The sequence below is a fragment of the Azospira sp. MPR-LB4 genome (genome assembly GCF_058809525.1).
The window spans coordinates 1,461,837-1,486,169 of the sequence record NZ_CM179521.1 but is presented as its reverse complement, the minus strand read 5'-3'; the positions used below and the strand labels follow the sequence as shown (position 1 = coordinate 1,486,169).

General features: G+C 65.8%; 24 protein-coding genes and 1 riboswitch. Of the genes, 8 read left to right on the top strand and 16 right to left on the bottom strand.

Translation table 11 applies throughout. The features are described 5' to 3' along the window. Positions 1-36 precede the first annotated feature (36 nt). Positions 37-822: a sulfite exporter TauE/SafE family protein gene (locus AC3QLZ_RS06775; protein ID WP_014235145.1), complete on the bottom strand. Its 786-nt coding sequence runs from the start codon at positions 820-822 to the stop codon at positions 37-39. Continuing rightward, a complete protein-coding gene (locus tag AC3QLZ_RS06770) occupies positions 822-1,511 on the bottom strand; it encodes a haloacid dehalogenase type II (RefSeq protein WP_014235144.1) in 690 nt (229 codons plus the stop codon). Before AC3QLZ_RS06770 ends, AC3QLZ_RS06775 begins: the two co-directional genes overlap by 1 nt. 139 nt (positions 1,512-1,650) lie before the next feature. Here AC3QLZ_RS06770 and AC3QLZ_RS06765 point away from each other — a divergent pair, with 139 nt between their 5' ends. Next, positions 1,651-2,559, top strand: a complete 909-nt coding sequence (locus AC3QLZ_RS06765) for a LysR family transcriptional regulator (RefSeq protein WP_014235143.1) — start codon at positions 1,651-1,653, stop codon at positions 2,557-2,559. A 39-nt stretch (positions 2,560-2,598) separates the two neighbouring features. Here the strand turns inward: AC3QLZ_RS06765 and AC3QLZ_RS06760 are convergent, their stop codons facing one another. Then, entirely contained in the window at positions 2,599-3,030 is a 432-nt protein-coding gene (locus tag AC3QLZ_RS06760; protein WP_014235142.1) for a CBS domain-containing protein, read from the bottom strand. Positions 3,031-3,164: 134 nt separating this feature from the next. After that, positions 3,165-3,779: a trimeric intracellular cation channel family protein gene (locus AC3QLZ_RS06755; protein ID WP_014235141.1), complete on the bottom strand. Its 615-nt coding sequence runs from the start codon at positions 3,777-3,779 to the stop codon at positions 3,165-3,167. Between the two features lie 265 nt (positions 3,780-4,044). Further along, positions 4,045-4,149: riboswitch (glycine riboswitch) on the bottom strand. Between the two features lie 126 nt (positions 4,150-4,275). Here AC3QLZ_RS06755 and AC3QLZ_RS06750 point away from each other — a divergent pair. Beyond that, complete coding sequence (locus tag AC3QLZ_RS06750; RefSeq protein ID WP_014235140.1) at positions 4,276-4,776, top strand: thioredoxin domain-containing protein; 501 nt, start codon at positions 4,276-4,278, stop codon at positions 4,774-4,776. 1 nt (position 4,777) lies between these two features. On the opposite strand, the gene AC3QLZ_RS06745 is transcribed toward AC3QLZ_RS06750, so the two are convergent. The 5 genes from AC3QLZ_RS06745 to clpS all read right to left on the bottom strand — a co-directional run bounded on the left by AC3QLZ_RS06745 (position 4,778) and on the right by clpS (position 10,787). Continuing rightward, on the bottom strand, positions 4,778-5,665 hold the full coding sequence (locus tag AC3QLZ_RS06745; protein ID WP_014235139.1) for a DMT family transporter: 888 nt from the start codon (positions 5,663-5,665) through the stop codon (positions 4,778-4,780). 221 nt (positions 5,666-5,886) lie between these two features. Then, complete coding sequence (aceA, locus tag AC3QLZ_RS06740) at positions 5,887-7,197, bottom strand: isocitrate lyase (protein ID WP_014235138.1); 1,311 nt, start codon at positions 7,195-7,197, stop codon at positions 5,887-5,889. A 417-nt stretch (positions 7,198-7,614) separates the two neighbouring features. Continuing rightward, positions 7,615-8,106, bottom strand: coding sequence for a ribonuclease E activity regulator RraA (gene rraA, locus AC3QLZ_RS06735; RefSeq protein WP_014235137.1), 492 nt, complete (start codon positions 8,104-8,106; stop codon positions 7,615-7,617). A gap of 107 nt (positions 8,107-8,213) precedes the next feature. Further along, positions 8,214-10,469, bottom strand: coding sequence for an ATP-dependent Clp protease ATP-binding subunit ClpA (gene clpA, locus AC3QLZ_RS06730; RefSeq protein ID WP_014235136.1), 2,256 nt, complete (start codon positions 10,467-10,469; stop codon positions 8,214-8,216). Then, the gene (clpS, locus tag AC3QLZ_RS06725) at positions 10,470-10,787 is read right to left on the bottom strand and encodes an ATP-dependent Clp protease adapter ClpS (RefSeq protein ID WP_014235135.1); all 318 of its coding nucleotides are present in this window, start codon (positions 10,785-10,787) and stop codon (positions 10,470-10,472) included. It lies immediately after the preceding gene. A gap of 312 nt (positions 10,788-11,099) precedes the next feature. Between clpS and AC3QLZ_RS06720 the strand changes: the two genes are divergently transcribed. Then, the gene (locus AC3QLZ_RS06720; RefSeq protein WP_014235134.1) at positions 11,100-11,303 is read left to right on the top strand and encodes a cold-shock protein; all 204 of its coding nucleotides are present in this window, start codon (positions 11,100-11,102) and stop codon (positions 11,301-11,303) included. Between the two features lie 85 nt (positions 11,304-11,388). Here AC3QLZ_RS06720 and soxZ read toward each other — a convergent pair whose 3' ends face one another. From soxZ to moaC, 3 genes are read right to left on the bottom strand one after another with little or no spacing between them, the layout of a single operon-like run. Next, positions 11,389-11,706, bottom strand: coding sequence for a thiosulfate oxidation carrier complex protein SoxZ (gene soxZ, locus AC3QLZ_RS06715; RefSeq protein WP_014235133.1), 318 nt, complete (start codon positions 11,704-11,706; stop codon positions 11,389-11,391). Positions 11,707-11,715: 9 nt separating this feature from the next. After that, complete coding sequence (soxY, locus tag AC3QLZ_RS06710; RefSeq protein ID WP_014235132.1) at positions 11,716-12,186, bottom strand: thiosulfate oxidation carrier protein SoxY; 471 nt, start codon at positions 12,184-12,186, stop codon at positions 11,716-11,718. A 32-nt stretch (positions 12,187-12,218) separates the two neighbouring features. Continuing rightward, on the bottom strand, positions 12,219-12,713 hold the full coding sequence (gene moaC, locus AC3QLZ_RS06705) for a cyclic pyranopterin monophosphate synthase MoaC (RefSeq protein ID WP_014235131.1): 495 nt from the start codon (positions 12,711-12,713) through the stop codon (positions 12,219-12,221). A gap of 42 nt (positions 12,714-12,755) precedes the next feature. On the opposite strand from moaC, the gene AC3QLZ_RS06700 reads away from it, so the two are divergent. From AC3QLZ_RS06700 to pabB, 3 genes are all read left to right on the top strand, one after another. Next, the gene (locus AC3QLZ_RS06700; RefSeq protein ID WP_014235130.1) at positions 12,756-14,243 is read left to right on the top strand and encodes a M48 family metalloprotease; all 1,488 of its coding nucleotides are present in this window, start codon (positions 12,756-12,758) and stop codon (positions 14,241-14,243) included. Positions 14,244-14,323: 80 nt separating this feature from the next. Then, a complete protein-coding gene (locus tag AC3QLZ_RS06695) occupies positions 14,324-14,551 on the top strand; it encodes a sulfurtransferase TusA family protein (protein ID WP_014235129.1) in 228 nt (75 codons plus the stop codon). Between the two features lie 67 nt (positions 14,552-14,618). Further along, a complete protein-coding gene (gene pabB, locus AC3QLZ_RS06690; RefSeq protein ID WP_014235128.1) occupies positions 14,619-16,439 on the top strand; it encodes an aminodeoxychorismate synthase component I in 1,821 nt (606 codons plus the stop codon). A 183-nt stretch (positions 16,440-16,622) separates the two neighbouring features. On the opposite strand, the gene AC3QLZ_RS06685 is transcribed toward pabB, so the two are convergent. The 4 genes from AC3QLZ_RS06685 to AC3QLZ_RS06670 all read right to left on the bottom strand — a co-directional run bounded on the left by AC3QLZ_RS06685 (position 16,623) and on the right by AC3QLZ_RS06670 (position 21,992). After that, positions 16,623-19,460 carry a valine--tRNA ligase gene (locus AC3QLZ_RS06685; protein WP_014238547.1) on the bottom strand — a complete coding sequence of 946 codons (2,838 nt, stop codon included), beginning with the start codon at positions 19,458-19,460 and terminating at the stop codon, positions 16,623-16,625. Positions 19,461-19,560: 100 nt separating this feature from the next. Continuing rightward, positions 19,561-20,052 (bottom strand): hypothetical protein, encoded by a 492-nt coding sequence (locus AC3QLZ_RS06680; RefSeq protein WP_043798442.1) that lies wholly within the window; start codon positions 20,050-20,052, stop codon positions 19,561-19,563. Continuing rightward, on the bottom strand, positions 20,049-20,480 hold the full coding sequence (locus AC3QLZ_RS06675) for a DNA polymerase III subunit chi (protein ID WP_014238545.1): 432 nt from the start codon (positions 20,478-20,480) through the stop codon (positions 20,049-20,051). The genes AC3QLZ_RS06680 and AC3QLZ_RS06675 overlap by 4 nt, the downstream gene beginning before the upstream one ends. 15 nt (positions 20,481-20,495) lie before the next feature. After that, complete coding sequence (locus tag AC3QLZ_RS06670; RefSeq protein ID WP_014238544.1) at positions 20,496-21,992, bottom strand: leucyl aminopeptidase; 1,497 nt, start codon at positions 21,990-21,992, stop codon at positions 20,496-20,498. Between the two features lie 101 nt (positions 21,993-22,093). Here AC3QLZ_RS06670 and lptF point away from each other — a divergent pair, with 101 nt between their 5' ends. Both lptF and lptG read left to right on the top strand, forming a co-directional pair. Continuing rightward, positions 22,094-23,179, top strand: coding sequence for an LPS export ABC transporter permease LptF (lptF, locus tag AC3QLZ_RS06665; RefSeq protein ID WP_014238543.1), 1,086 nt, complete (start codon positions 22,094-22,096; stop codon positions 23,177-23,179). Next, positions 23,176-24,282 (top strand): LPS export ABC transporter permease LptG, encoded by a 1,107-nt coding sequence (gene lptG, locus AC3QLZ_RS06660; protein ID WP_014238542.1) that lies wholly within the window; start codon positions 23,176-23,178, stop codon positions 24,280-24,282. The genes lptF and lptG overlap by 4 nt, the downstream gene beginning before the upstream one ends. The last annotated feature ends 51 nt before the right edge of the window (positions 24,283-24,333 follow it).

Sequence of the window (24,333 nt, the reverse complement as noted above, 5' to 3'; positions counted from 1 at the left end):
AATCGTTGAAAATGCGTAATCGGGAAAAGGGAAATTTCAGAAATAGGTTTTGACGAAGTAGATGATCGTCAGCACGGTGCCCACGGCCACCACCAGGCGGCGCAGCCACAGGGCCGGCAGGCGCCGGGCTAGGGCGGCGCCGGCGTAGCCGCCGGCCATGGCGGTCACCAGCATCAGCAGCGTGTGGGGCCAGCTGATGGCTCCGGCGATGATGAAGGTGAGGCCCGACACCGTGTAGTTGATTGCCGACAGCCAGTTCTTGATGGCGTTGAGCTCCTGCATGTCCTCCAGGCCCTGGATCGACAGGGCCGCGAGCATGAGGATGCCCTGGCCGGCACCGAAAAAGCCGCCGTAGATCGATACGGCGAGCTGAAAGAGGGTTCCGCCGACGCTCCTGCGCCCGGCATCGGGATCGGCCTGGAGGCCCAGGCGGGTCTTGCTCCAGGCCACCAGCTTCGCGACCTGGCCGGAAAAGGCGAAAAGGGCCGTGGCAGTGAGCAGCAGCCAGGGGATGAGCTTGGCGAAGGCGGCGTTGGAGGTGGCCAGCAGCAGCAGGCCGCCGGCGAGGCCGCCGATCAGGGCCACCACCGTGAGCAGAATGACCCAGGACTTGTGCCGCAGCAGCTCCCGCCGGTAGGCCCAGGCGGAAGACAGGCTGGCGGGCCACAGGGCCACGGTATTGCTGGCGTTGGCGGTGACCGGGGGCACCCCGGCGGCGAGCAGGGCGGGGAAGGAGAAGAAGGTGCCGCCGCCGGCCATGGCGTTCATGCCGCCGGCGAGAAAGGCGCCGCCGCCCACCAGGGCAATGGTGAGGAGTTCCATCACTGGTTCTCCCGCACGAAGGCCACCACGTCGGAGAGACGATGGCCGCTGGCCGTGGGGCTGACGTTGAGCTGCTCCGGCGGCTGGCCGGTACGGTTGATCCAGAAGGTGGTGTAGCCGAACCAGGTGGCGGCGCAGGCATCCCAGCTGTTGGCCGAGACGAAGAGGATTTCCCGGGCCGGCAGGTCGAAGGCGTCGGGTCCCAGCTGGTACACCTCCGGGTCCGTCTTGAATTTCTGCACCATCTCGACGGACAGGATGTGGTCGAAGATGCCGCCCATGCCGCTGCTCTTGACGGCGATGTCGAGCATGGCCCGGGTGCCGTTGGAGAGGATGGCCAGGGGCAGGCCCAGGGTCTTCAGTTCCTTGAGGGCCGGCAGGTTTTCCGGGAAGGCGGAGAGGCAGGCGTACTGGCTCATCAGCCGGCCCCGTTCCGTTTCGCCCATGGCCACGCCGATGGCGGCGCCGGCATAGATGAGGGCGTCCTGGGTGACTTCCCAGAAGGGCTTGTAGCGGCCGCTCATGCTGCGGATGCGGCTGTATTCGATCTGCTTGTCGCGCCACAGGGCGGCGAGCGCCACCCCCTTGCCCGGGAAAAGCTGCTCGGCCAGGGCGCCGACGGAATAAACGTCGAACAGCGTTCCGTAGGCGTCGAAGGCGATGGCTTTGATCGGGCAGGGGGCGGTCATTTTTTCTCTGTCGGACTTGGGGTTTGCGGGTCGATCCGGAGATTATGGATCAGCCTACGCATCGCAGTTTATTGTTGCTCGAGGTAAAAGATAAGCTAGGATTGCAGCGAATGATCTTTTACTTTAAGTATGTAATGCCATGGATGCCTTCAAGCAGATCAATGCCTTCGTGAACGTGGCCGCCAAGGGCAGCCTCTCCGCCGCCGCGGCCCAGGAAGGGGTGACCCCGGCCATCATCGGCCGCCGCCTGGACGCCCTGGAGGCTCGCCTGGGGGTGAAGCTGATGGTGCGCACCACGCGCAAGCTGTCCCTCACCTTCGAGGGCAGCGCTTTCCTGGAGGATTGCCAGCGCATCCTCAATGACCTGGCCAATGCCGAAGCCTCGGTCAGCCTGGGCGGGGTCAAGGCCAGCGGCCACCTCAAGGTCTCGGCCCCGGCCGGTTTCGGGCGCAAGCACGTGGCGCCCCTGGTGGCCGACTTCCTTTCCGGCAATCCGGAAGTGACCGTGAACCTGGACCTGACGGACCGCCTGGTGGATCTGGTGAACGAGGCCATCGACCTCTCGGTGCGCATCGGCGAACTGAGCGATTCCAGCCTGGTGAGCCTGAAGCTGGGGGACATGCGGCGGGTGGTGGTGGCCAGCCCCGCCTACCTGGCGCGGCACGGCACGCCCCGGGCCCTGGAGGATCTGGCCGGGCACAACTGCCTGTCCCTCGGCCAGCAGCGGGGCTGGACCTTCCGCCATCCGGAAAAGGAGGGGGAAAGCCTGGTGCTGAAGGTGGCGGGCACCCTGGAGTGCAACGACGGCGCCGTGCTGCACGAATGGGCCCTGGCCGGCTACGGCCTGGCCTGGCGTTCGGTGTGGGAGGTGGGGGAGGATCTGGCGGCGGGCCGGCTGGTGTCCCTGCTGGACGAATGGGCGGCGCCGCCGGTGGGCATCTATGCCGTCTTTCCCCAGCGCCGCCATCTGCCGTTGCGGGTGCGGCTGTTCATCGACTTCCTCAAGAACACCTACGGCAACCCGGGCTACTGGCAGACGCCGGCCTGAGGCGCCGGCGCCTGCCCGGTAGTCCGGGGCAGGCGGGGCCTACAGGGCGGTGGCGATCTTTTCCAGGGATTCCAGGTCCCGCTCGAAATCGCAGATTTCCGCCCCCAGGGCGTCCCGTACCGAGACCATGCCCAGGGGGCGCCCAGCCTGCACCACCGGCATGTGGCGGTAGCCGCCGATGTGCATCAGGTGCAGGGCGTAGGAGAGGGGCTTTTCCGGCGGCACGGCGCGGGGATTGGCGGTCATCACCTCGGACAGCAGGGTGTGCTCCGGGTCCAGCCCCGGGGCCAGGACCCGGTTGAGGGCGTCCCGCTCGGTGAAGATGCCGGTGAGAAAGCCGTGTTCCACCACCAGCAGGGCGCCGACCCTGGCGGCGGCCATGCGCTGGCAGGCCTCCCGCACGGTAAGGTCGGCGGTCGCGGTGACCGGGGTCTGCTGGCTGATGATGTGGGCAATGCTGCGGTGGGGCATGGTGGGTCTCCTCATCGTTGTTGTGGTGGGTCAAGCCCGGCGATGAGGGATGGACCCGGCGGCCCGGGGCCGGTTTCCGGCCATCAAAAGAATGAATCGGCGGGCCCCGGGGATTTCCCGGGGCCGGGCCGGCATCAGTCCCAGCGCTGGCGGTAGGAGAAGGTGGGCAGCTTCCAGCCGCGCCAGATGGCGCAGAGGCGCAGGGCCAGGCCCAGGCCGAAGCTGATCAGGGTGTTGGCCTCCGTGCCCAGGCCCAGGTCCCGCAGCACCAGGTAGAGGCTGCACACGGCCAGGGAGACGCTGGCGTACAGCTCCTGGCGGAACACCACCGGCACCTGGTTGCACAGCACGTCCCGCAGGATGCCGCCGAAGATGCCGGTGATCATGCCGGCCATGATCACCACCACCGGGGCGTAGCCCATGCCCAGGGCCACTTCGCAGCCGATCAGGGAAAAGGCGATGAGGCCCAGGGCGTCCAGCACCAGGAAGACGGTCTTCAGGTGGTGCATGAAGCGGGCGAAGAGAGTGGTCACCAGGCCGGCGGAAATGACCAGGTAGATGTAGGGTGGATGCTGGGTCCAGCCGATGGGGAAGTGGCCCAGCACCATGTCGCGGATGGTGCCGCCGCCCAGGGCGGTGACGAAGGCGATGAAGGCGACGCCGAAGATGTCCATGTTGCGCCGGCCGGCGGCCAGGGCGCCGGACATGGCCTCGGCGGTGATGGCGATGAGGTAGATGGTGATCAGCACGGAACACCTCCCCGCAGAGGCAGGCAGGATGCGACAAAGCAAAGGGAATAGGCCGGCAGGTGCGCCGGTATTGGGGCGTGGCAGGGCATGACGGAAGCGCCTTTACAGATAAGGTCCGGCGGCAGGCCATGCTGAAGACCCTTGCCGGATGCGCCTCTCCCCCTGTCCTTGTACCTGAGAGTTTCGGCCTGCGCCCCACGGCGCCGGCTTAGCCCCTTCGGTGGGCCGCGCCGCGTTGCGGCCGGCCGCTCTCCAGACGGCAAATACGAAACCCGCAGTTCCTGGTGCCTGAGCGATTATGGGAGCTTGCGCCTTCGGCGGAGGCCCGGCGCCGGTTGCGGCATGGGCCCCTCTCTCCTGCGGGAGGGCGGATTATCCGCGCCCGGGGCCGCCTTGGCAATGCCGGGCGGCAGGGCCTGCTATCCGTGATCCGGCGCCCGGTTCCCCCACCTTTTCCCGTGCCACCCATTCCCCCGGGCGGCGGGATTGGCGCACAATGGCCGCCTTTCCCGCCCACTTCGCGGCCGCTGCGGCGGCCTTTGCCACCATGTCCCAGTCCCCCGTTTCCCTGTTGCGCTTTGCCGACCTGCAATGGCCCGACGCTGTCGCTGTTGCTGCCGCTGCCGCTGCGGCGCCGGCAGCGCCGGTGGTGCTGGTGCTCTGCGCCGCCTGGTGCGGCGTCTGCCGGGGCTTCGAGGCCGCCACGGCGGCCGCCGCGGCGGGCCATGAGGGCGCCTGGGCCTGGATCGACATCGAGGATGCGGCGGACGCCCTGCCCAGCCTGGACGTGGAAACCTTTCCCACCCTGGCGGTGATCCGGGGCGGCGAACTGCGCTTCTTCGGTCCCATCCTGCCGGACGGCGCCATCCTGGGCCGTTCCGTCGCCGCCGCCCTGGCCGGTGACGGCCGGCCGGCCCTGCCGCAAGGCTTTTCTGCCGACGAAGGCGAGGAAATCCTGGCCCTGGCCGGCGTCGTGGCGCGTCGCGCTAGCCGCTGATCTAGGCCGGGCGGGCCAGCCGCGGCCACTTCAGCAGGCCGTTGGCCAGGGCCGTGCCCAACAGCACCAGGGAGCCGCCCAGCAGCAGGTGGCCGCCCAGCCTTTCTCCCAGCAGCAACACCCCCCACAGCACGCCGAATACCGGAATGAGGAAGGTCACCGAGAGGGCGCCCAGGGGCCCCACTTCGTGCACCAGCCGGAAATAGAGCTGGTAGGCCCAGGCCGTGCACAACACCGCCAGGCCCAGCAGGGCGCCCCAGGCGGTGGGAGTGGCCGCCGCCGGCAGGCCCTGGGGCGCGGCCAGGGGCAGCACCAGCAGGGCGGCGCAGATCATGCTGCCCTGGGTGGTGGCCAGGGGCGTGATGCCCTGGCCGTGGTGGCGGCTGTACACGCTGGCGAAGGCGTAGGCGGAAGGGGCCAGGGCGGCGGCCAGCATGGGCAGCCAGGCGTCGGGACTGCCGCTGCTCTGCAGCCCGTCCCAGGCCAGCACGGCCACACCCCCCAGGCCCAGCAGCAGGCCGGCCACGGTTACGGCGCGGATGGGCTGGCGCAGCCACAGGGCGCCGATAATGACGGCGAAGAGGGGCGAGGTGGAATTGAGGATGGAGAGCAGGCCGGCCCCCAGGCTCTGGGCGGCATAGGCAAAGAGCAGGAAGGGCAGGGCCGAGTTGCACAGGCCGATGATCAGGTACTGGCGCCAGTGCCGGCGCCACTGCAGGGCCTCGCCGCTCCACCAGGCGAACAGGGTGAGGCTGGCGGCGGCCAGGATGACCCGCACTTCCACCGTCCACACGGTGCCGAAGGCGGGCACGGTGAGGCGCAGGAAGAGGAAGGAGGCGCCCCAGATGGCGGCGAGCAGGAGCAGTCGGGCGAGGCTGGCGGCGTTCATGGCCTGGGGGCGAAGGCGGAAGGAGCCGCCATTCTTGCCTGCAGGCCCGCTTCTGTCATGGGCCTTTTTGTGACGGCACATAAAAAAAGCCGACACCTTGTGGGTGTCGGCCTGTTCCCCAAGCAAGAGGATAAGGGATGATGCAATTCGGATTCCTGATGGCAGCAGACTGATCTGCTGCCGGGCATCCCGACCCTGGCCGGGATGCCCGCGGGTGTTGCTTAGTGGAACTGTTCTTCTTCGGTGGAACCGGTCAGGGCCTTGACGGAGGAGGAGCCGCCCTGGATCACGGTGGTCACGTCGTCGAAGTAGCCGGTGCCCACTTCCTGCTGGTGGGAAACGAAGGTGTAGCCGTCTTCGCGGGCGGCGAATTCGGGCTCCTGCACCATTTCCACGTAGTGCTTCATGCCTTCGCCGCCGGCGTAGGCCTTGGCGAACTTGAAGGTGTTGTACCAATTGACGTGGATGCCGGCCAGGGTGATGAACTGGTACTTGTAGCCCAAGGCGGACAGTTCTTCCTGGAAGGAAGCGATCTGGCTGTCGTTGAGGTTCTTCTTCCAGTTGAAGGACGGGGAGCAGTTGTAGGACAGCAGCTTGCCGGGGCAGGCAGCATGCACGGCCTGGGCGAATTCACGGGCGAAGCCGATGTCGGGCACGCCGGTTTCGCACCACACCAGATCGGCGTAGGGAGCGTAGGCAACGCCGCGGGAGATGGACTGTTCCAGACCGTTCTTGACGCGGAAGAAGCCTTCCTGGGTACGTTCGCCGGTGAGGAAGGGCTTGTCGTTGGCGTCGTAGTCGGAGGTGATCAGGTTGGCAGCTTCGGCATCGGTACGGGCCAGGATCAGGGTCGGCACGCCCATGACGTCAGCGGCGAAACGGGCGGAGATCAGCTTTTCCACGGCTTCGCGGGTCGGCACCAGCACCTTGCCACCCATGTGGCCACACTTCTTGGCGGCAGCCAGCTGGTCTTCGAAGTGCACACCGGCGGCGCCGGCGGCGATCATGTTCTTCATCAGTTCGAAGGCGTTCAGCACGCCGCCGAAACCGGCTTCAGCGTCGGCCACGATGGGCAGGAAGTAGTCGATGAATTCCTTGTCGCCGGGGTTGATGCCGCGGGACCACTGGATTTCGTCAGCACGCTTGAAGGTGTTGTTGATGCGGCGAACCATGGTGGGGACGGAGTCGTAGGCATACAGGGACTGGTCCGGGTACATGGTTTCAGAGGTGTTGCCGTCGGCAGCAACCTGCCAGCCGGACAGATACACGGCTTCCAGGCCGGCCTTGGCCTGTTGCATGGCTTGACCGGCGGTGATGGCGCCGAAAGCATTCACGTAGCCCTTCTTGGCGCCGCCGTTGACCTTTTCCCAGAGGACCTTGGCACCGCGCTGGGCGAAGGTGTACTCGGGCTGCAGGGAGCCGCGCAGACGAACCACGTCAGCAGCGGAATAACCACGCTTGACGCCCTTCCAACGGGGGTTCTCAGCCCAGTCTTTTTCCAGGGCGGCGATTTGCTGTTCGCGAGTGCTCATGTTCGGTTCCTCTATAAATAGCGTTGGCGGAAGATTCGGAGGCCAGTGTCGGGGTGACGTTTCCTGTGCTCCGATGGGAAAAAGTATAGCGCCGATTTTGCACAGCAACACATGTCTTATATAAGACACAAGACAATATTTTTTCCTGTGTTTTTATGGTGTTGCAAATCGCATTCCGCTATATGAAACGATATTCGCGGCAGTGAAATGAATTGGGTGGGCAGTGCGGGATGACTCTGGCTTTCCTGTTCAATGGAATAGGGGAAAACCCGTGGGCATTGTCTGGTCGTGGGAATGGCCGGCCGCCGTAGGGAAAACGGCGGGTGCCCGCGGGCCGCGCAGGCGGGATGGAAGAGGGCGAGGGGACGAGGGCGGGCGGGGCCGTCCCGGCGGACGGCCCCGGCAGGGCGGTGTCGCTTACAGCAGGGGCGTGGCGGAGACGATGACGCCGTCTTCATCCACGTAGATCCATTCCTCCGGCTTAAAGGTGACGCCGCCGAAGGTGACGTCGATGTTCTGGTCGCCGACGCCCTTCTTGATGCTTTTCTGGGGGTGGGTGTCCAGGGCGCGCACCCCCAGGTCGGTACGGTTGATCTCGGCCGAATCCCGGATGCAGCCATACACGACGATGCCTTCCCAGCCGTTCTTCTGGGCCAGCACGGCCAGCTGGTCGCCCACCAGGGCGCAGCGCAGGGAGCCGCCGCCATCCACCACCAGTACCTTGCCCTGGCCGGGTTGGCCCAGGGCTTCGCGCACCAGGGAGTTGTCCTCGAAAATCTTCAGGGTGTGGATGCGGCCGCAAAAGCGGGCACGGCCGCCGTAGGCCTTGAACATGGGGGTGACGACGCGCAGGGTGTGGCCGATGGCGGCTTCGTTGGCATCGCACAGGTCCGGGGTGGTGAAGCTCATGGGGTCTCCTGATTTTCTGGTGGTGGTTGGCGGTTCCGGATTCTAGGCAAAAAAAAGGCTGCGCCGGAAGAGGCGCAGCCTTTTGGGTCGGGTTGCCGTTCTCAGGCTCAGGCTACTGCTTCCGCCTCCTTGGCGAATTCGAGCTTCACCTTGCCCTCCTTGTCCACATCCACGGTGACCTTGCCGCCGTGGGCCAGGCGGCCGAACAGCAGTTCGTCGGCCAGGGCGGCGCGGATGGTGTCCTGGATCAGGCGGGCCATGGGCCGGGCACCCATGAGCGGGTCGAAGCCCCGCTCCGCCAGCATGTCCTTGAGGGCGTCGGTGAATACGGCTTCCACCTTCTTTTCGTGCAACTGCTCTTCCAGCTGCATGAGGAACTTGTCCACCACCCGCAGGATGATGTCGTGGTCCAGGGGCTTGAAGGAAATGGTGGCGTCCAGCCGGTTGCGGAACTCCGGCGTGAACAGGCGCTTGATCTCCACCATTTCGTCGCCCACTTCCTTGCTGGAAGTGAAGCCCACCGACGGCTTCTGCAACTCGGCGGCGCCGGCGTTGGTGGTCATGATGATGACCACGTTGCGGAAATCAGCCTTGCGCCCGTTGTTGTCGGTCAGGGTGCCGTGGTCCATCACCTGCAGCAGGATGTTGTAGATGTCCGGATGGGCCTTCTCGATTTCGTCCAGCAGCAGCACGCAGTAGGGCTTCTTGGTGACGGCTTCGGTCAGCAGGCCGCCCTGGTCGAAACCCACATAGCCGGGAGGCGCGCCGATGAGGCGGGAAACGGCATGCCGTTCCATGTACTCGGACATGTCGAAGCGGGTCAGGTCCACGCCGAGGAAGTAGGCGAGCTGCTTGGCCACTTCCGTCTTGCCGACGCCGGTGGGGCCGGAGAAGAGGAAGGCGCCGATGGGCTTGCCCGGGGCGCCGAGGCCGGAACGGGCCATCTTGATGGCCTTGGCCAGGGCGTCGATGGCCGCATCCTGGCCGAAAACGGTGGCCTTCAGGTCCCGCTCCAGGTTCTTCAGGGTCGCCTTGTCGTCGTTGGAAACGTGGCTGGAGGGGATGCGGGCGATCTTGGCGACGATCTCCTCGATCTCCGGCTTGCCGATGATCTTCTTCTGCCGCGACTTGGGCAGGATGCGCTGGGCGGCACCGGCCTCGTCGATGACGTCGATGGCCTTGTCCGGCAGGTGGCGGTCGGTGATGAAACGGGCCGCCAGCTCCACCGCCGAGTTGATGGCGGCGCTGGAATACTTGATGCCGTGGTGGGATTCGAAACGGGTCTTCAGTCCCTTGAGGATTTCCACGGTCTCGGCCACGGAGGGCTCATTCACGTCGATCTTCTGGAAACGGCGGGAAAGGGCGTGGTCCTTCTCAAAAATACCCCGGTACTCGGTGTAGGTGGTGGCCCCGATGCACTTCAGCTGGCCGCCGGAGAGGGCCGGCTTGAGCAGGTTGGAGGCATCCAGGGTGCCGCCGGAAGCGGCGCCGGCGCCGATCAGGGTGTGGATCTCGTCGATGAAGAGGATGGCGTCCGGATTGTCCTGCAGGGCCTTGAGCACGCCCTTGAGGCGCTGCTCGAAGTCGCCCCGGTACTTGGTGCCGGCCAGCAGGGCGCCCATGTCCAAGGCGTAGACGTGGGCCTTGGCCAGGATTTCCGGTACTTCCCCTTCCACCACGCGACGGGCCAGGCCCTCGGCGATGGCGGTCTTGCCCACCCCGGCCTCGCCCACCAGCAGCGGGTTGTTCTTGCGCCGGCGGCAGAGGGTTTGGATGACCCGCTCCAGTTCCTTGTCCCGGCCGATGAGGGGGTCGATCTTGCCCTGCAGCGCCTGGGCGTTGAGATTGATGGTGTAGCTCTCCAGGGGGCCGGCTTCGGGGCGGCCGTCGCCGTCCGTCTCCTGTTCCGTTTCCGCCTTGGCCGGCTGGGGCGACTTGCTGATGCCGTGGGAAATGAAGTTCACCACGTCGAGCCGGGTGACCCCCTGCTTCTGCAGGAAGAACACGGCGTGGGAGTCCTTTTCGCCGAAGATGGCCACCAGCACGTTGGCACCGGTCACTTCCTTCTTGCCGGACGACTGCACGTGCAGGATGGCGCGCTGGATCACGCGTTGGAAGCCCAGGGTCGGCTGGGTGTCGATCTCGTCCTCGCCGCTCACCGTGGGGGTGTGCTCGTCGATGAAGGTCTGCAGGTCCCGCCGCAGTTGTTCCACGTTGGCGGAGCAGGCGCGCAGGGCTTCGGCGGCGGAAGGATTGTCCACCAGCGCCAGCAGCAGATGCTCGACGGTGATGAATTCGTGGCGCTTTTGCCGAGCCTCGACGAAGGCCATGTGCAAGCTGACTTCAAGTTCCTGCGCGATCATTCAGTTTTCCTCCATAACGCACACCAGGGGGTGCTGATGCTGGCGTGCAAATGCAACAACCTGATCCACCTTGGTGGCGGCGATGTCCCGGGGGTAAACCCCGCACAATCCCCGCCCCTCGTTATGGACTTTGAGCATGATTCGCGTCGCTTGTTCTCGATCTTTGGCAAAAAACTTTTGCAACACCAGAATGACGAAGTCCATGGGGGTGAAATCGTCGTTCAAAAGCAGCACCTTATACATCGGTGGCGGCTTGACCTTGGAACTCTTCTTTTCCAGGGCCACGCTGCCCTGATTGTTTTCATGCTGTATCGCCATGGACCGATTCTAATCGGCTTTGGGCATTCTGCAACACTCTTGGCCAAGGCCCGTATTTACTGGCCCGGAGCCCCGTCTATCAAGGGCTTTCGCCGGGTCTGGGGCAAATGGGCGGCGGGGGGCGCAAAATAGCTTGACGTATGCAAACAACTTAGCGTACAACGTCGGCTGTGTTTGGCTTCAAGTAATTGCCGGATTCTTTAAACACTCTGGCACGGCGCACGCACGGTCTTGAAAACCAAACATGCCAGTCGGGGAGTCAACGCACAGTAGTTCCCGTTTTAAGATTTATTCAAGAAGGAAGTAGCACATATGGCAACTGGTACCGTCAAATGGTTTAACGACGCCAAGGGTTTTGGTTTCATTACCCCCGATGATGGCAGCGAAGATCTGTTCGCTCATTTCTCCGCCATCAACATGAATGGCTTTAAGACCCTGAAGGAAGGCGAGAAGGTCAGCTTCGACGTCACCCAAGGTCCTAAGGGCAAGCAAGCGTCCAACATCCAGAAGGCTTAAGCCCCACAGGATTTGCACCAAGAAAAAGCCCGCCTGGCATCCAGGCGGGCTTTTTTGTTTTGTAGTGCCGGATGCTGGTCCGGAGTCAGGCGCCGACGACAGCCTCGTCGCTGCGGCTGTCGCCCTTGTTGTCATGCCATTGGGCCTGCAGCCGGTCGCCCGCCTTGACGCCCTGGAGGCGGAAGGTCAGCACCGGGTTTTTCGCCACCGAGGTGTTGAGCTGGGCCTGGACCATGGGCTTGCCGTTCACCGCCAGGCTGAAGGTCTGGATGAAGTGGGGCGGCAGGTTGTTGCCGGTTTTCGGGTCCCGGCGCTGGCCGGTTTCCATGGGGTGCTGCAACAGCACCTTCACTTCGGTGAATTCGCCCTGGTGGGTGGCGCGGATTTTCATGGGTTCTGCCATTTTCTTCTCCTAGCCGCCGCAGCCGCCGATGGTGACGCCGATTTCCCGGGTGGCCACATAGGTCTTGCCGCCGGCCTTGACCACGGCCTTGACCCGGGTGGATTCGGCCAGCTTGAGGGGCACCTTGAGGTAGGGCAGGACGCCCGGCGCCAGCTCGATGCTGGCGGCCAGGGGGAAGGGATTCTTTTCGACGAAGAGGGCGATGCTCTGCACCGCGGGCAGCTTGACCAGCACTTCCACCGGCACATTGCCGCCGTTCTCCGCCACGTCGGCGGCGATGATCTGCACTTCCCTGCTGTCGGGCGCCGGCGAGGTACCGTAGGCCTTGAGGGCTTCGCCCAGGGTGGTGGCGGCAAAGGCCGGCTGGTTCCAGTCGGCGGCGAGCACCCGGCTCGGGCGCAGCAGGCCGGCCCCCAGGAGGGCGACGGCGAGGCCGCCCCGGGCGGCGCTTTGCAGGAGATGACGGCGGATGGCGTCCATGGGGTCTCTTGGATAAGGAATCTGTCGGAGGATCACTCGGCCTGCCACAGGCCCGATTTGCCGCCGGCCTTTTCCAGCAGGCGGATGCCTTCAATGCGCATGCCGCGATCGACGGCCTTGCACATGTCGTAGATGGTGAGCAGGCCGGCGCTGACGGCGGTGAGGGCTTCCATCTCGACCCCGGTGCGGCCGGTGCACTGGGTGGTGGCGGTGCATTCCACCGCATTGGCGGCGGCATCGATGTTGAAGTCCACGGCCACCCGGGTGAGGGCGATGGGGTGGCACAGGGGAATCAGGTCGGCGGTGCGCTTGGCGCCCTGGATGGCGGCGATGCGGGCGATGCCGATGACGTCGCCCTTCTTCGCGTTGCCGTCCCGGATCAGGGCCAGGGTGGCTGGCTCCATCAGGATGCGGCCGGTGGCGATGGCACGGCGCTGGGTTTCGGCCTTGTCGCCCACGTCCACCATGTGGGCCTGGCCGCCGGCGTCGAAATGGGTAAATTGTGTAAAGGTTGTTTCGGCGGCCATGGCGTCAGGGAACGGGCAAGGGAAGCGCGGTATCATAGCACCATGAATTTTGCCCCGCGAACCCAGCCTTCCCGCCCCCGGCGTGTCCGGCGCGGCGCCCTCGCCACCATGCTGGTGGCCGCTCTCCTCGGTGTCATGCCGCCGGTCCTGGCGGACGGTCTGCCGGACCTGGGGGACTCCTCCCAGAGCGACATTCCGCCCCAGCTGGAGAAGAAGGTCGGGGAGAGCATCCTCAACGAAATCCGCCTGCGCGATCCCCAATACCTGGACGATCCGGAAATCGCCGCCTACGTGGACCAGCTGGGCCAGCGTCTGGCGGCGGCCAGTCCCGATCCGGGCTTTGGCTTCACCTTCTTCGTCATGAAGGATCCCACCATCAACGCCTTCGCCACCTTCGGCGGCTACGTGGGGGTGAATACGGGCCTGATCACCTCGGCCCAGAGCGAATCGGAACTGGCGGGGGTGCTGGCCCACGAAATCTCCCACGTTACCCAGCATCACCTGGCCCGGGGCATCGCCAAGGAAAAGCAGAACTCCATCGTCGCCATGGCCGCCATGGCCCTGGCCCTGCTGGCCGCCAGCAAGAACCCGGATGCCGCTTCCGCCGCCATCGTCGGCTCCCAGGCGGCCATGGTGCAGTCCCAGCTCGGTTTCTCCCGGGACTTCGAGCGGGAGGCGGACCGCATCGGCTTCCAGACCCTGGAGAAGGCCGGCTTCGACGTGCGCGGCATGGGGGATTTCTTCCAGCGCCTGCAGCAGGCTTCCCGCCTCTACGAGAACAATGCCCCGTCCTACATGCGCACCCACCCCCTGACGGTGGAGCGGATCGCCGACATGCAGAACCGGGCCCAGAAGACGCCCTACAAGCAGGTGCCGGACAGCCTGGATTTCCACCTGGTGCGCGGCAAGCTGCGGGCCCAGCTGGGCACCCCTCGGGAGGCGGTGGCGGACCTGGAGCACCTGCTCAAGGAACGCAAGTTTGCCAACGAGGCCGGCATCCGCTTCGGCCTGGCCCATGCCCAGCTGCGGGCCAAGAACTATGCCGCGGTGGAGCAGGAAATCCAGAATCTGCGCCGGCTCAAGGTCGCCTCGCCGATGCTGGACAATCTGGCGGCGGAGAGCCGCAGCGCCCAGGGTGACGTGGCCGGCGCCATCGCCATTTACAAGAGCGCCCTGCGCAATGCCCCCTTCGCCAAGTCCCTCATGTATGGCTACAGCGAGGCCCTGCTGGCGGACAAGCGTCCGGCCGAGGCCCTGGCCTATCTGGACGGCCAGTTGCAGCTGTACACCGGCGACTACAAGCTGTGGAGCCTGAAGGCCAAGACCGCCTCGGCCCTGGGCCGGCGGCTGCAGCAGCACCAGGCCCTGGCCGAGGCCTATGCCCTGCAGGGGCAGCTGCTGCCGGCCATCGACCAGCTGCAGATGGCCCAGCGCTCCGGCGACGGCAATTTCTACGAGCAGTCCGTGGTGGATGCCCGCCTGCGGGAGCTGCGCACCCGTCAGGAAGAGGAAGCCCGGCAGAAGCGCTAGGCCGGCCTTCCCGACGGCTTGGCAAGGCCCCGGGGGGCCGCTACCATGGCGGCCTGCCTTTCTCCTGAATCCCGCCTGCCATGACCCCCGATCGCGAACTCGACGTCAAGGGCCTCAACTGCCCCCTGCCCATCCTGCGTACCAAGAAAGCCCTGGCAGAAATGCAGAGCGGCCAGCTGCTGCGCGTCCTGGCGACGGACCCGGGGGCGGTGAAGGACTTCCAGGCCTTCGCCAAGCAGACCGGCAACGAACTGCTGGCCTCCGGCGAAGAGGAGCGGGTGTTCACCTTCCTCTTCAAGCGCAAGTAGGCCCTGCCGTCCGGTGCGGCGGCCTCCTGCCCGTGCCGTTCCTGCCGCTTCCTGTTCCCCTTCCCCGTTGTCCCTGACCCCGCCGTCCCCGGGCCCCGTCGAGGCCGCCGCCTTTGCCTTCCTCGAAGAGGAGGGCGGCGCCCGGCTGTGCACGGACCTGCGGCAGACCCATGCCCTGCACACCTTACAGGACCTGGAGCGGGGCCTGGCCGCCGCCAAGGATGGCGCCGCCCGGGGCTGGTGGGCCGTGCTGGCCCTGGATTACGAACTGGGGCGCCTGCTGCAGCCGGGTAAGGCGGGATGCCCGCATCTCCTGCCCGACAGTCCGGCGCCCCGGGGCCACCTGTGGCTTTTCGCCGCGGCGCAACGGCTTGATACCGATGCCGCCCGGAACTGGCTGGCGGACCAGGTGGCGGCCCTGCCGGCAGAGCAGACCGCCTGCGGTATCGCCGAGTTGGTGCCGGGGCTGGACCAAGCCGCCCATGCCGCCGCGGTGCAGCGCATCCGGGACTACATCGCCGCCGGCGACTGCTACCAGGTCAATTTCACCTTTCCCCTGCATTTCCAGGCCTACGGCCATCCCCTGGCCCTCTACGCCCGCCTGCGGCAACGCCAGCCGACGCCCCTGGGCGGCCTGGTGCTGACGGCGGAGCGACGGATCCTCTCCCTGTCCCCCGAACTGTTCGTCGCGCGCCGCGGCGACACCCTGCGCACCCGGCCCATGAAGGGCACCGCGCCGCGGGGGGCGGACGAGGCCGGCGATGCCGCCAACCGGGCCGCCCTGGCCGCCTCGGCCAAGGATCGGGCGGAAAACCTGATGATCGTGGACCTGCTGCGCAACGACCTGGGGCGCCTGGCCCAGACCGGCTCGGTGCGGGTGGAAGAGCTGTTCGCCATCGAGACCTACCCCAGCGTCTTCCAGATGACCTCCACGGTCAGCGCCCGGGCCCCGGGCGTCGGCCCGGGCGAGACCCTGGCGGCCCTCTTTCCCTGCGGTTCCATCACCGGCGCGCCCAAGCTGCGGGCCATGGAAATCATCGAGGAACTGGAAGTCGGGCCCCGGGGCCTGTACACCGGCAGCCTGGGGCTGCTGGCGCCGGACGGGGATTTCTGCCTCAACGTGGCCATCCGCAGCCTGGAACTGGGCGCCGACGGGCGCGGCGTCATGGGTGTGGGCAGCGGCATCGTCACCGACTCCGAGCCCGCCGCCGAGTACCGGGAATGCCTGCTCAAGGCCCGCTTCCTCACCGACCAGGACCCGGGCCTGGAGCTGATCGAGACCCTGCGCCTGGATGACGGCGTCTTCCCCGACGGCGAACTGCATCGCCAGCGCCTGACCGCCTCGGCCCAGGCCCTGGGCTTCGCCCACGACGACGCCAGCGTGGCCCAGGCCCTGGCGGCCCTGGCTACGGCCCATCCCCGGGGGCGCTTCCGTGTGCGCCTGAGCCTCAACAAGGCCGGCACCCTGCAGCGGCAGGCCGTGCCCCTGGAGTCCGCCCCGGGGCCGTGGCAGGTCCATCTCTCGCCCCACCGTCTCGATTCCCGCCGCTACCTGCTGCGCCACAAGACCACCGCCCGGGCCCTCTACGATGGGGAATTGCAGCGGGTCATGGCCCTGCCCGGCGGCTTCGATGCCCTTTTCCTCAACGAGCGGGACGAAGTCTGCGAGGGTGCCCGCAGCAACGTCTTCGCCCGCCTCGACGGCGTGCTCTACACCCCGCCCCTGGCCTGCGGCCTGCTGCCGGGCGTCCTGCGCCGGCGCCTGCTGGAATCCGGCGAGGCCCGGGAACGGGTGCTGACCCTGGCCGACCTGGCCCGGGCCGAAGCGCTGTACATGGGCAACGCCCTGCGGGGGCTGGTGCCGGTGACGCTGGCGTCCCAGGGCTGAAAGGCCACCTGCCCTGGGGGCAAGCAGGGACGGCATTCGCCAGCGATGTCCTGCCAGAAATGGCGTGCCTATTGCCCCGCAGGCCAAGTGCCTGCAATAACTCTAGGACTTCAGCTTACCCAAGCCCGAAAACAAAAACGCCCCGGCTCAACCGGGGCGTTTTTCTGGGGGGAGCGGGCCGGCTCAGGCCTTGTTCAGCTTTTCCAGCTGGGGCTTGAGTTTCTCCACGGTGGCGCTGAAGTTGGCCAGGCGTTCCTTCTCCTGGGCCACCACGGCTTCCGGGGCCCGGGCGACGAAGCTCTCGTTGGAGAGCTTGGCGTGGGCCTTGGCAATCTCCCCTTCGAGACGGGCGATTTCCTTGCTCAGGCGCTCCTTCTCGGCGGCCACGTCGATCTCCACCTTGAGCATCAGGCGGAAGTTGCCGACCACGGCCACGGGGGCCGGCTCGTCGCTGGCAATGTCGTCCACGATCTGCACTTCGGAGAGCTTGGCCAGGGCCGCCAGGTAGGGGGCGAAGCGGGCCAGGGCTTCCTGGTCGCCGACGGCGAGCAGGGGCACCTTGGTGGCGGGGGACATGTTCATTTCGCCGCGCAGGTTGCGGCAGGCACCCACCAGCTCCTTGAGCAGGGCCACCTGGGTTTCCGAGGCCTCGTCCAGCTTGGCCGGATTGGCTTCCGGGTAGCGGGTGAGCATGATGGACTCGGCGTCCTTGCGGCCGGCGATGGGGGCCACGGCCTGCCACAGTTCCTCGGTGATGAAGGGGATCAGCGGGTGGGCCAGGCGCAGGATGGTCTCCAGCACCCGCACCAGGGTGCGGCGGGTGGCCTTGGCTTCTTCCGGAGTGCCGCCGTTCATCTGCACCTTGGCGATTTCCAGATACCAGTCGCAGAACTCGTCCCAGATGAAGCGGTAGAGGGTCTGGGCCAGCAGGTCGAAGCGGTATTCCTCAAAGTGCTTGGCCATTTCCTGCTCCACCTTCTGCAGGTGGCTGACGATCCAGCGGTCGGCAAAGCTGAACTTCAGCGGCGCATCAGCGCTGCAGGCGCCGCCGGCGGCCTGCTGGTGCTCCAGGGCCAGGTCGTGGCCTTCCACGTTCATCAGCACGAAGCGGGTGGCGTTCCACAGCTTGTTGCAGAAGTTGCGGTAGCCGTCGCAGCGGTTCAGGTCGAACTTGATGTCGCGGCCGGGGGAAGCCAGGCTGGCGAAGGTGAAGCGCAGGGCGTCGGTGCCGAAGGCGGGAATGCCTTCGGGGAATTCCTTCTTGGTCTTCTTGGCGATGCTCTCGGCCTGCTTGGGATTCATCAGGCCGGTGGTGCGCTTCTGCACCAGGGCGTCGATGTCGATGCCGTCGATGAGGTCGATGGGGTCCAGCACGTTGCCCTTGGACTTGGACATCTTCTGGCCTTCGCCGTCCCGGATCAGGCCGTGCACGTAGACGTGCTTGAAGGGGATCTTGCCGGTGATGTGCTTGGTCATCATGACCATGCGCGCCACCCAGAAGAAGATGATGTCGAAGCCCGTGACCAGCACGGAGGAGGGCAGGTAGAGATCCAGAGCCGGGTTGGACTTGGCCGGGTATTCGGGCGTCCAGTCCAGGGTGGAGAAGGGCCACAGGGCGGAGGAGTACCAGGTGTCGAGCACGTCCGCATCCCGGGTCAGCTGGCCGGCGTAACCGGCGGCGTCGGCCTGGGCCCGAGCTTCTTCCTCGTTGTGGGCGACGAAGACTTCGCCGTTAACGCCGTACCAGGCGGGAATCTGGTGGCCCCACCACAGCTGGCGGGAGATGCACCAGTCCTGGATGTTGTTGAGCCATTGGTTGTAGGTGTTCACCCAGTTTTCCGGATAGAACTTGATCTCGCCGGACTGCACCACGTCCAGGGCTTTCTCGGTGATGGACTTGCCGTCCTCGCCGGGCTTGCTCATGGCGACGAACCACTGGTCGGTGAGCATGGGCTCGATGACCACGCCGGTACGGTCGCCGCGGGGCACCTTGAGCTTGTGCTTGTCGGTCTTTTCCAGGATGCCCAGGGCTTCCAGGTCGGCCACCACGGCCTTGCGCGCATCGAACCGGTCCAGGCCCCGGTACTTCTCGGGAGCGTGCTCGTTGATCTTGGCATCCAGGGTCAGGATGCTGATGATCGGCAGGTTGTGGCGCTGGCCCACGGCATAGTCGTTGAAGTCGTGGGCCGGGGTGACTTTCACCACGCCGGTGCCGAATTCCATGTCCACATAGGCGTCGGCGATGACCGGGATTTCCCGGTCGGTCAGGGGTAGCTTCACCATCTTGCCGATGAGGTGCTTGTAGCGCTCATCTTCCGGGTGGACCATGACGGCGGTGTCGCCCAGCATGGTCTCGGGCCGGGTGGTGGCCACGGTCAGGGTGGCGCTGCCGTCCGCCAAGGGGTAGCGGATGTGCCACATGAAACCGTCTTCCTCCTCCTGCACCACTTCCAGGTCGGAGACGGCGGTGTGCAGCTTCGGGTCCCAGTTCACCAGGCGCTTGCCGCGGTAGATGAGGCCTTCCTTGTAGAGGCGGACGAAGGATTCGGTGACGATCTTGTTGAGGCCGGCGTCCATGGTGAAGCGTTCCCGCTTCCAGTCGGGGCTGGTGCCCATGCGGCGCATCTGGCGGGTGATGGTGCCGCCGGAGTATTCCTTCCACTCCCACACCTTCTCCAGGAACTTCTCCCGGCCCAGGTCGTGGCGGGAAATGCCCTGGGCGTCCAGCTGGCGCTCCACCACGATCTGGGTGGCGATGCCGGCGTGGTCGGTGCCCGGCTGCCACAGGGTGTTGTGGCCCTTCATCCGGTAGTAGCGGGTGAGGGCGTCCATGATGGTCTGGTTGAAGCCGTGGCCCATGTGCAGGGTGCCGGTGACGTTGGGCGGCGGCAGCAGGATGCAGAAGGACTGGTCGGCGGGCTTGCTGGTGTCCAGGCCGGCGGCGAAGTAGCCGCGTTCTTCCCAGAGCGGGTACCAGTGGCGTTCGACGGCTGCCGGCTCAAAACTTTTGGCGAGTTCCATAGGAATCAGGGGATTGGGGCGAAAGGAAAGGGCGCAATTATACCGGAAGCGGCGGGCGCTCCCGGTCTGCTTGTCCGGAGATTTGGGCCGGTCGGCCCGTTCAGTTGCCCGGGGCGGGCGGGTCGAAGGGCAGCTGCAGCTGTTGCCGACGGGCGATGAAGTCCTTCAGGGCGGCTTCGGTGGCGGCGATGATGCCGGCCTTGAGGTCGTCCTGCAGGCCGGCCAGGGTGGCTTCCACCAGGCTGGGCAGCTCGGAGGCCAGGCGTTGCTCTATGGAATGGGCCAGTTCGGCCGCCAGGGCGTCGGCCAGGGTTTCCCGCAGGGCCTCCAGGTCGGGGCCGGCGTCCTTCTCGTCGGGGGCGTCGGCGCTGACCGAGGCCAGATCCACCACTTCGGTGAGCACCGGAATGTCGTCATCGCCTTCCGGCACCAGGTCGGAGAGGTCCAGATCCAGGGGGCCGGCCGGCGCCGGGGGCGGCGGTGGAGGCGGGGCGGCGACGAAGCTGCGGCGGCGCGGGGGGAAGGGGATGACGCTGGAGTTGCCCGTCGGCGGGGGCGGGGTGCCGTCGTTGCCGTTCATGAAGTCGCTCATTTGGCGGAAAGGTCGTGGCGGTTGATTTCGTAGCCCCGATCCTTGTAGAACTTGAAGCGGGCCCGGCCGGGCGTCTTGTCTTCCTCTTCGCGGCCGACGATCTCGATGAGGCGCTTGAAGCGGGCGAAGCCGGGCGGCACCTCGTCGTCCAGGTTGATCAGCAGCTCGTCCTGGGGCAGGCGTTCCAGGGCGGCCGGCGTCTCGGCGATGAGCACCGGCGTTTCCGCCGCCAGGGGCGCGTCGGCCCGGCAGTGGGGGAGGAAGCCCAGGGCCGGCTGGGTCCACAGCAGGCGGTCGATCTGCTCCGCCACGGGGGGCTGGGAGGTGTAGATGGCCAGGGGCAGGCGCTGGGAAAAGGCCTTGTGGGCGAGCTTGACGGCGATGGCCAGCTTGTTCGGCACGTCGTAGTAGAAGTCCACCCGGGTCATGGTCGTGGGCCTGCCTTAATCCAGCTTGCCGGCCCGCTTCAGCAGGTAATGGGTGAGCAGGGGCACGGGGCGGCCGGTGGCGCCCTTGTCGGCGCCGGATTTCCAGGCGGTGCCGGCGATGTCCAGGTGGGCCCACTCGAATTTCTTGGTGAAACGGGCGAGGAAGCAGGCGGCAGTGATGGCCCCGGCGTAACGGCCGCCGATGTTGGCCATGTCGGCGAAGTTGCTCTTCAGCAACTCCTGGTAGTCCTCCCACAGGGGCATGTGCCAGGCCCGGTCGAAGGCCTCGTCGCCGCAGTGGGCCAGTTCCCGGGCCAGACTGTCGTTGTTGCTGAAGAGGCCGGTGGCCACGGCGCCCAGGGCGACGACGCAGGCGCCGGTGAGGGTGGCCACGTCGATCACCGTTTCCGGCTCGAAGCGTTCGGCGTAGGTGAGGGCGTCGCACAGCACCAGGCGGCCTTCGGCGTCGGTGTTGAGGACTTCAATGGTCTGGCCGGAGAGGGAAGTGACCACGTCGCCGGGCTTGGTGGCGCTGCCGCCGGGCATGTTCTCCGTGGCCGGCACGATCACCGTCAGGTTCACCGGCAGCTTCATCAGGGCGGCGGCCTTGATGGTGCCGAGGACGCTGGCGGCGCCGCACATGTCGTACTTCATCTCGTCCATTTCGGCGGCCGGCTTCAGGGAAATGCCGCCGGTGTCGAAGGTGATGCCCTTGCCCACCAGCACCAGGGGCTTCTCTTCCTTCTTGCCGCCCTTGTACTGCAGGACGATGAACTTGGGCGGCTGGTGGGAGCCGCGGGCGACGGAGAGCAGGCTGAACATGCCCAGGGCTTCCATCTCGCCCTTTTCCAGGATCTGGCATTCCAGGCCGTGTTCCTGGGCCATGGCGGTCGCCTGCTCGGCCAGGTAGGTGGGGGTGCACAGGTTGCCCGGCAGGTTGCCCAGGTTCTTCGCCAGGGCCATGCCCTCGGCGATGGCCAGGCCCTGGTTGAGGGCTTCTTCGGCCGGCGTCAGTTCGTTGCGCCGTTCGACGGCGAAGGTGAGCTTGCGCAGGGGGCGGCGGACTTCGTCCTTCTTGCTCTTCAGCTGGTCGAAGCGGTAAACCGTTTCCTGGGCGACGATGGCGGCCTGGCGCACACGCCAGCTGACGGTGCGCTTTTTGACCGGAATTTCGGTGAGGAAGACGACGCCGTCGAAGGAGCCGGTTTCATTGAGGGTTTTCACCGCCGTGCGCACGGCCTGGCAGTATTCCTTTTCCCGGAATTCCTTCTCTTTGCCCAGGCCCACCAGCAGGACCCGGTCGCACAGGGTGCCGGGCACGTTGTGCAGGAGCAGGGTGGAGCCCAGCTTGCCTTCCATGTCGCCGCGGCGAATGATGTCGGAAATATAGCTGCGGGCAGCGTTGTCCAGCAGTTCCGCCGGCAGGGTCAGCTTGCGTGGTTCGTGAACTCCGACCACTACACAGGCGCTGCGCTGCTTTTCCGGACTACCGCTTTTTATGCTAAATTCCACCGTCCGCTCCTATCCGTAACTTTGTGATAAATCGGCAAAAAAGTAGCTAAACCGCAAATTCAGCGTCGATTATCACCGTTTCCTTTCGGCAAAGTCAAAGCATGATTTTCCAGCGCGCCGTGCGGCGTGAATTTACCCAGGCGGCCCTGGGCGTGTTTATCGCCCTCTTTGCCATTCTCCTGACCACCCAGCTGATCCGCCTGCTGGGCCAGGCCGCTGCCGGCCAGGTCGCATCCGAGGCCGTGGTGGCCCTGCTCGGCTTCGCCGCCCTCAATTCCCTGCCGGTGCTGCTGTCCCTGACCCTGTTCATGGCCATCCTGCTGACCCTATCCCGCAGCTACCGGGATTCGGAAATGGTGGTGTGGTTCGCTTCGGGCCAGTCCCTCACTGCCTGGGTGCGGCCGGTGCTGACCTTCACCCTGCCGGTGGTGGTGAGCATCGCCCTGCTGTCCCTGCTGATTTCGCCCTGGGCCCTGAAAATGAGCGCCGAGTACCGGCAGAAGCTGACCGGCCAGAACCGGGACGATACGGCCCAGGTTTCCCCGGGGGCCTTCAAGGAAGCCAGTTCCTCCCAGCGCGTGGTGTTCGTCGAGGCGGTGGCGGACGATTCGACCCAGGTGCGCAACATTTTCGTCAGTTCCATGCAGCACCAGAAACTGGGGGTCATGATGGCCGCCACCGGCCGTTCCGAACAGATGGAAAACGGCGACCGTTTCATGGTCATGGAGCATGGCCGTCGTTATGAAGTGACGCCCGGCATTCCCGAGTTCCGGGTACTGGAGTTCGTGCGCTATGCCCTGCGGGTCGACACCAAGGAAAGCCAGGGCATCGAAAAGACGCCGAAAAACACCTCCACCAGGGAATTGCTGAAAAACGGCAGTCCCGGCTACATGGCCGAATTCCTGTGGCGGGTGGGGGTGCCCTTGTCCGCCCTGGTGCTGGCCCTGCTGGCCATTCCCATGAGCTTCGTCAATCCCCGGGCCGGCCGTTCCGCCAACATGATCCTGGCCCTGCTTACCTTCACCATCTACAGCAACCTGCTTTCCGTCAGCCAGGCCTGGGTGGCCCAGGGGCGCCTTTCCTTCTCCACCGGCTGGTGGCTGGTGCACGTGCTGATGGCGGCCCTGTTGCCCCTGCTGTTCTTCCGCCGCATCGCGGTGTTCTCTTTCCTGCGGCTGCGTAAATGAAGCTTCCTCTCGGCAAGACCTATCAGCGCTACCTCTTCCGTGAGGTGTTTTTTGCCACTTTGCTGGTGCTGGCGGCATTTCTCGCCCTCTTCGGCTTTTTCGACCTGATCAACGAGCTGGGGGATATCGGCAAGGGGGCCTACCGCATCCAGCACGCCATCATTTTTGTGACCCTGACCCTGCCCGGCCGCATTTATGAACTGATGCCCATCGCCGTGCTGATCGGCTCCCTCTTCGCCCTGTCCACCCTGGCCCGGCATTCGGAAATCACGGTCTTGCGGGCTTCCGGCCTGTCGACCCGGGAACTGTTGATGACCCTGTTCCGGGTGGCGGCCCTGTTTGCCTTCCTCACCTTCATCATTGGTGAGTTCCTGGCGCCGCCGTCGGAGAAGCTGGGCCAGCGCATCCGCCTGCAGGCCCAGGGCACGGCCCTTTCCGCCGATTTCCGCACCGGTCTGTGGGTCAAGGACGAAAACCGCTTCATCAACGTGCGCACGGTGACGCCGGAAGCCAAGCTGCTGGGAATCCGCATCTACGAGTTCGACGACCAGCAGCGGCTGCAGATGGTCAGCGAGGCCAAGGAAGGCGAATATCTGCCCACCAGCGAATGGCGCCTCAACAGTGTGGAGCAGACCATCCTGGAGCACGACGCCAAGGGGCAGCCGGTGCGGGGTCGGGTGGCCCACCAGGACGAGGTGATGTGGCAGTCAGCCCTGAATCCGGACATTCTCTCGGTGCTGCTGGTGGTCCCGGAGCGCATGTCGGTGTGGAACCTGATGTCCTACATCAAGCACCTCTCCGACAACCGGCAAAAGACCCAGCGTTACGAAATCGCCCTGTGGAAGAAGGTGGTCTATCCCCTGGCGGCCCTGGTGATGGTGGCCCTGGCCCTGCCTTTCGGCTACAGCCACAACCGGGTGGGCGGCGTCAGCCTGAAAATTTTCTCCGGCGTCATGCTGGGGGTGTTCTTCCACATGCTCAACGGCCTTTTCTCCAACCTGGGCATCATCAACAGCTGGCCACCCTTCTCCAGCGCGGTGGCACCGTCCGCCATGTTCCTCCTGGCGGCGATGGGCATGATGTGGTGGGTCGAACGGCGTTAGGCCCAGGCGGCAGGAGGTTCCTGCGTATGGACAAATAGAAACCGGGCTCAG

Bases quoted from the DNA above. Each gene is read 5' to 3' on its own strand.
- lptG (WP_014238542.1), top strand. From the start codon at position 23,176: ATGAAGCTTCCTCTCGGCAAGACCTATCAGCGCTACCTCTTCCGTGAG.
- AC3QLZ_RS06695 (WP_014235129.1), top strand. From the start codon at position 14,324: ATGACCCCCGATCGCGAACTCGACGTCAAGGGCCTCAACTGCCCCCTG.
- moaC (WP_014235131.1), bottom strand. From the start codon at position 12,713: ATGGCCGCCGAAACAACCTTTACACAATTTACCCATTTCGACGCCGGC.
- soxY (WP_014235132.1), bottom strand. From the start codon at position 12,186: ATGGACGCCATCCGCCGTCATCTCCTGCAAAGCGCCGCCCGGGGCGGC.
- AC3QLZ_RS06680 (WP_043798442.1), bottom strand. From the start codon at position 20,052: ATGAGCGACTTCATGAACGGCAACGACGGCACCCCGCCCCCGCCGACG.
- clpA (WP_014235136.1), bottom strand. From the start codon at position 10,469: ATGATCGCGCAGGAACTTGAAGTCAGCTTGCACATGGCCTTCGTCGAG.
- AC3QLZ_RS06760 (WP_014235142.1), bottom strand. From the start codon at position 3,030: ATGCCCCACCGCAGCATTGCCCACATCATCAGCCAGCAGACCCCGGTC.
- AC3QLZ_RS06775 (WP_014235145.1), bottom strand. From the start codon at position 822: ATGGAACTCCTCACCATTGCCCTGGTGGGCGGCGGCGCCTTTCTCGCC.
- AC3QLZ_RS06685 (WP_014238547.1), bottom strand. From the start codon at position 19,460: ATGGAACTCGCCAAAAGTTTTGAGCCGGCAGCCGTCGAACGCCACTGG.
- AC3QLZ_RS06720 (WP_014235134.1), top strand. From the start codon at position 11,100: ATGGCAACTGGTACCGTCAAATGGTTTAACGACGCCAAGGGTTTTGGT.
- AC3QLZ_RS06745 (WP_014235139.1), bottom strand. From the start codon at position 5,665: ATGAACGCCGCCAGCCTCGCCCGACTGCTCCTGCTCGCCGCCATCTGG.
- AC3QLZ_RS06675 (WP_014238545.1), bottom strand. From the start codon at position 20,480: ATGACCCGGGTGGACTTCTACTACGACGTGCCGAACAAGCTGGCCATC.
- rraA (WP_014235137.1), bottom strand. From the start codon at position 8,106: ATGAGCTTCACCACCCCGGACCTGTGCGATGCCAACGAAGCCGCCATC.
- AC3QLZ_RS06700 (WP_014235130.1), top strand. From the start codon at position 12,756: ATGAATTTTGCCCCGCGAACCCAGCCTTCCCGCCCCCGGCGTGTCCGG.
- AC3QLZ_RS06750 (WP_014235140.1), top strand. From the start codon at position 4,276: ATGGCCGCCTTTCCCGCCCACTTCGCGGCCGCTGCGGCGGCCTTTGCC.
- clpS (WP_014235135.1), bottom strand. From the start codon at position 10,787: ATGGCGATACAGCATGAAAACAATCAGGGCAGCGTGGCCCTGGAAAAG.
- lptF (WP_014238543.1), top strand. From the start codon at position 22,094: ATGATTTTCCAGCGCGCCGTGCGGCGTGAATTTACCCAGGCGGCCCTG.
- aceA (WP_014235138.1), bottom strand. From the start codon at position 7,197: ATGAGCACTCGCGAACAGCAAATCGCCGCCCTGGAAAAAGACTGGGCT.
- soxZ (WP_014235133.1), bottom strand. From the start codon at position 11,706: ATGGCAGAACCCATGAAAATCCGCGCCACCCACCAGGGCGAATTCACC.
- AC3QLZ_RS06765 (WP_014235143.1), top strand. From the start codon at position 1,651: ATGGATGCCTTCAAGCAGATCAATGCCTTCGTGAACGTGGCCGCCAAG.
- AC3QLZ_RS06770 (WP_014235144.1), bottom strand. From the start codon at position 1,511: ATGACCGCCCCCTGCCCGATCAAAGCCATCGCCTTCGACGCCTACGGA.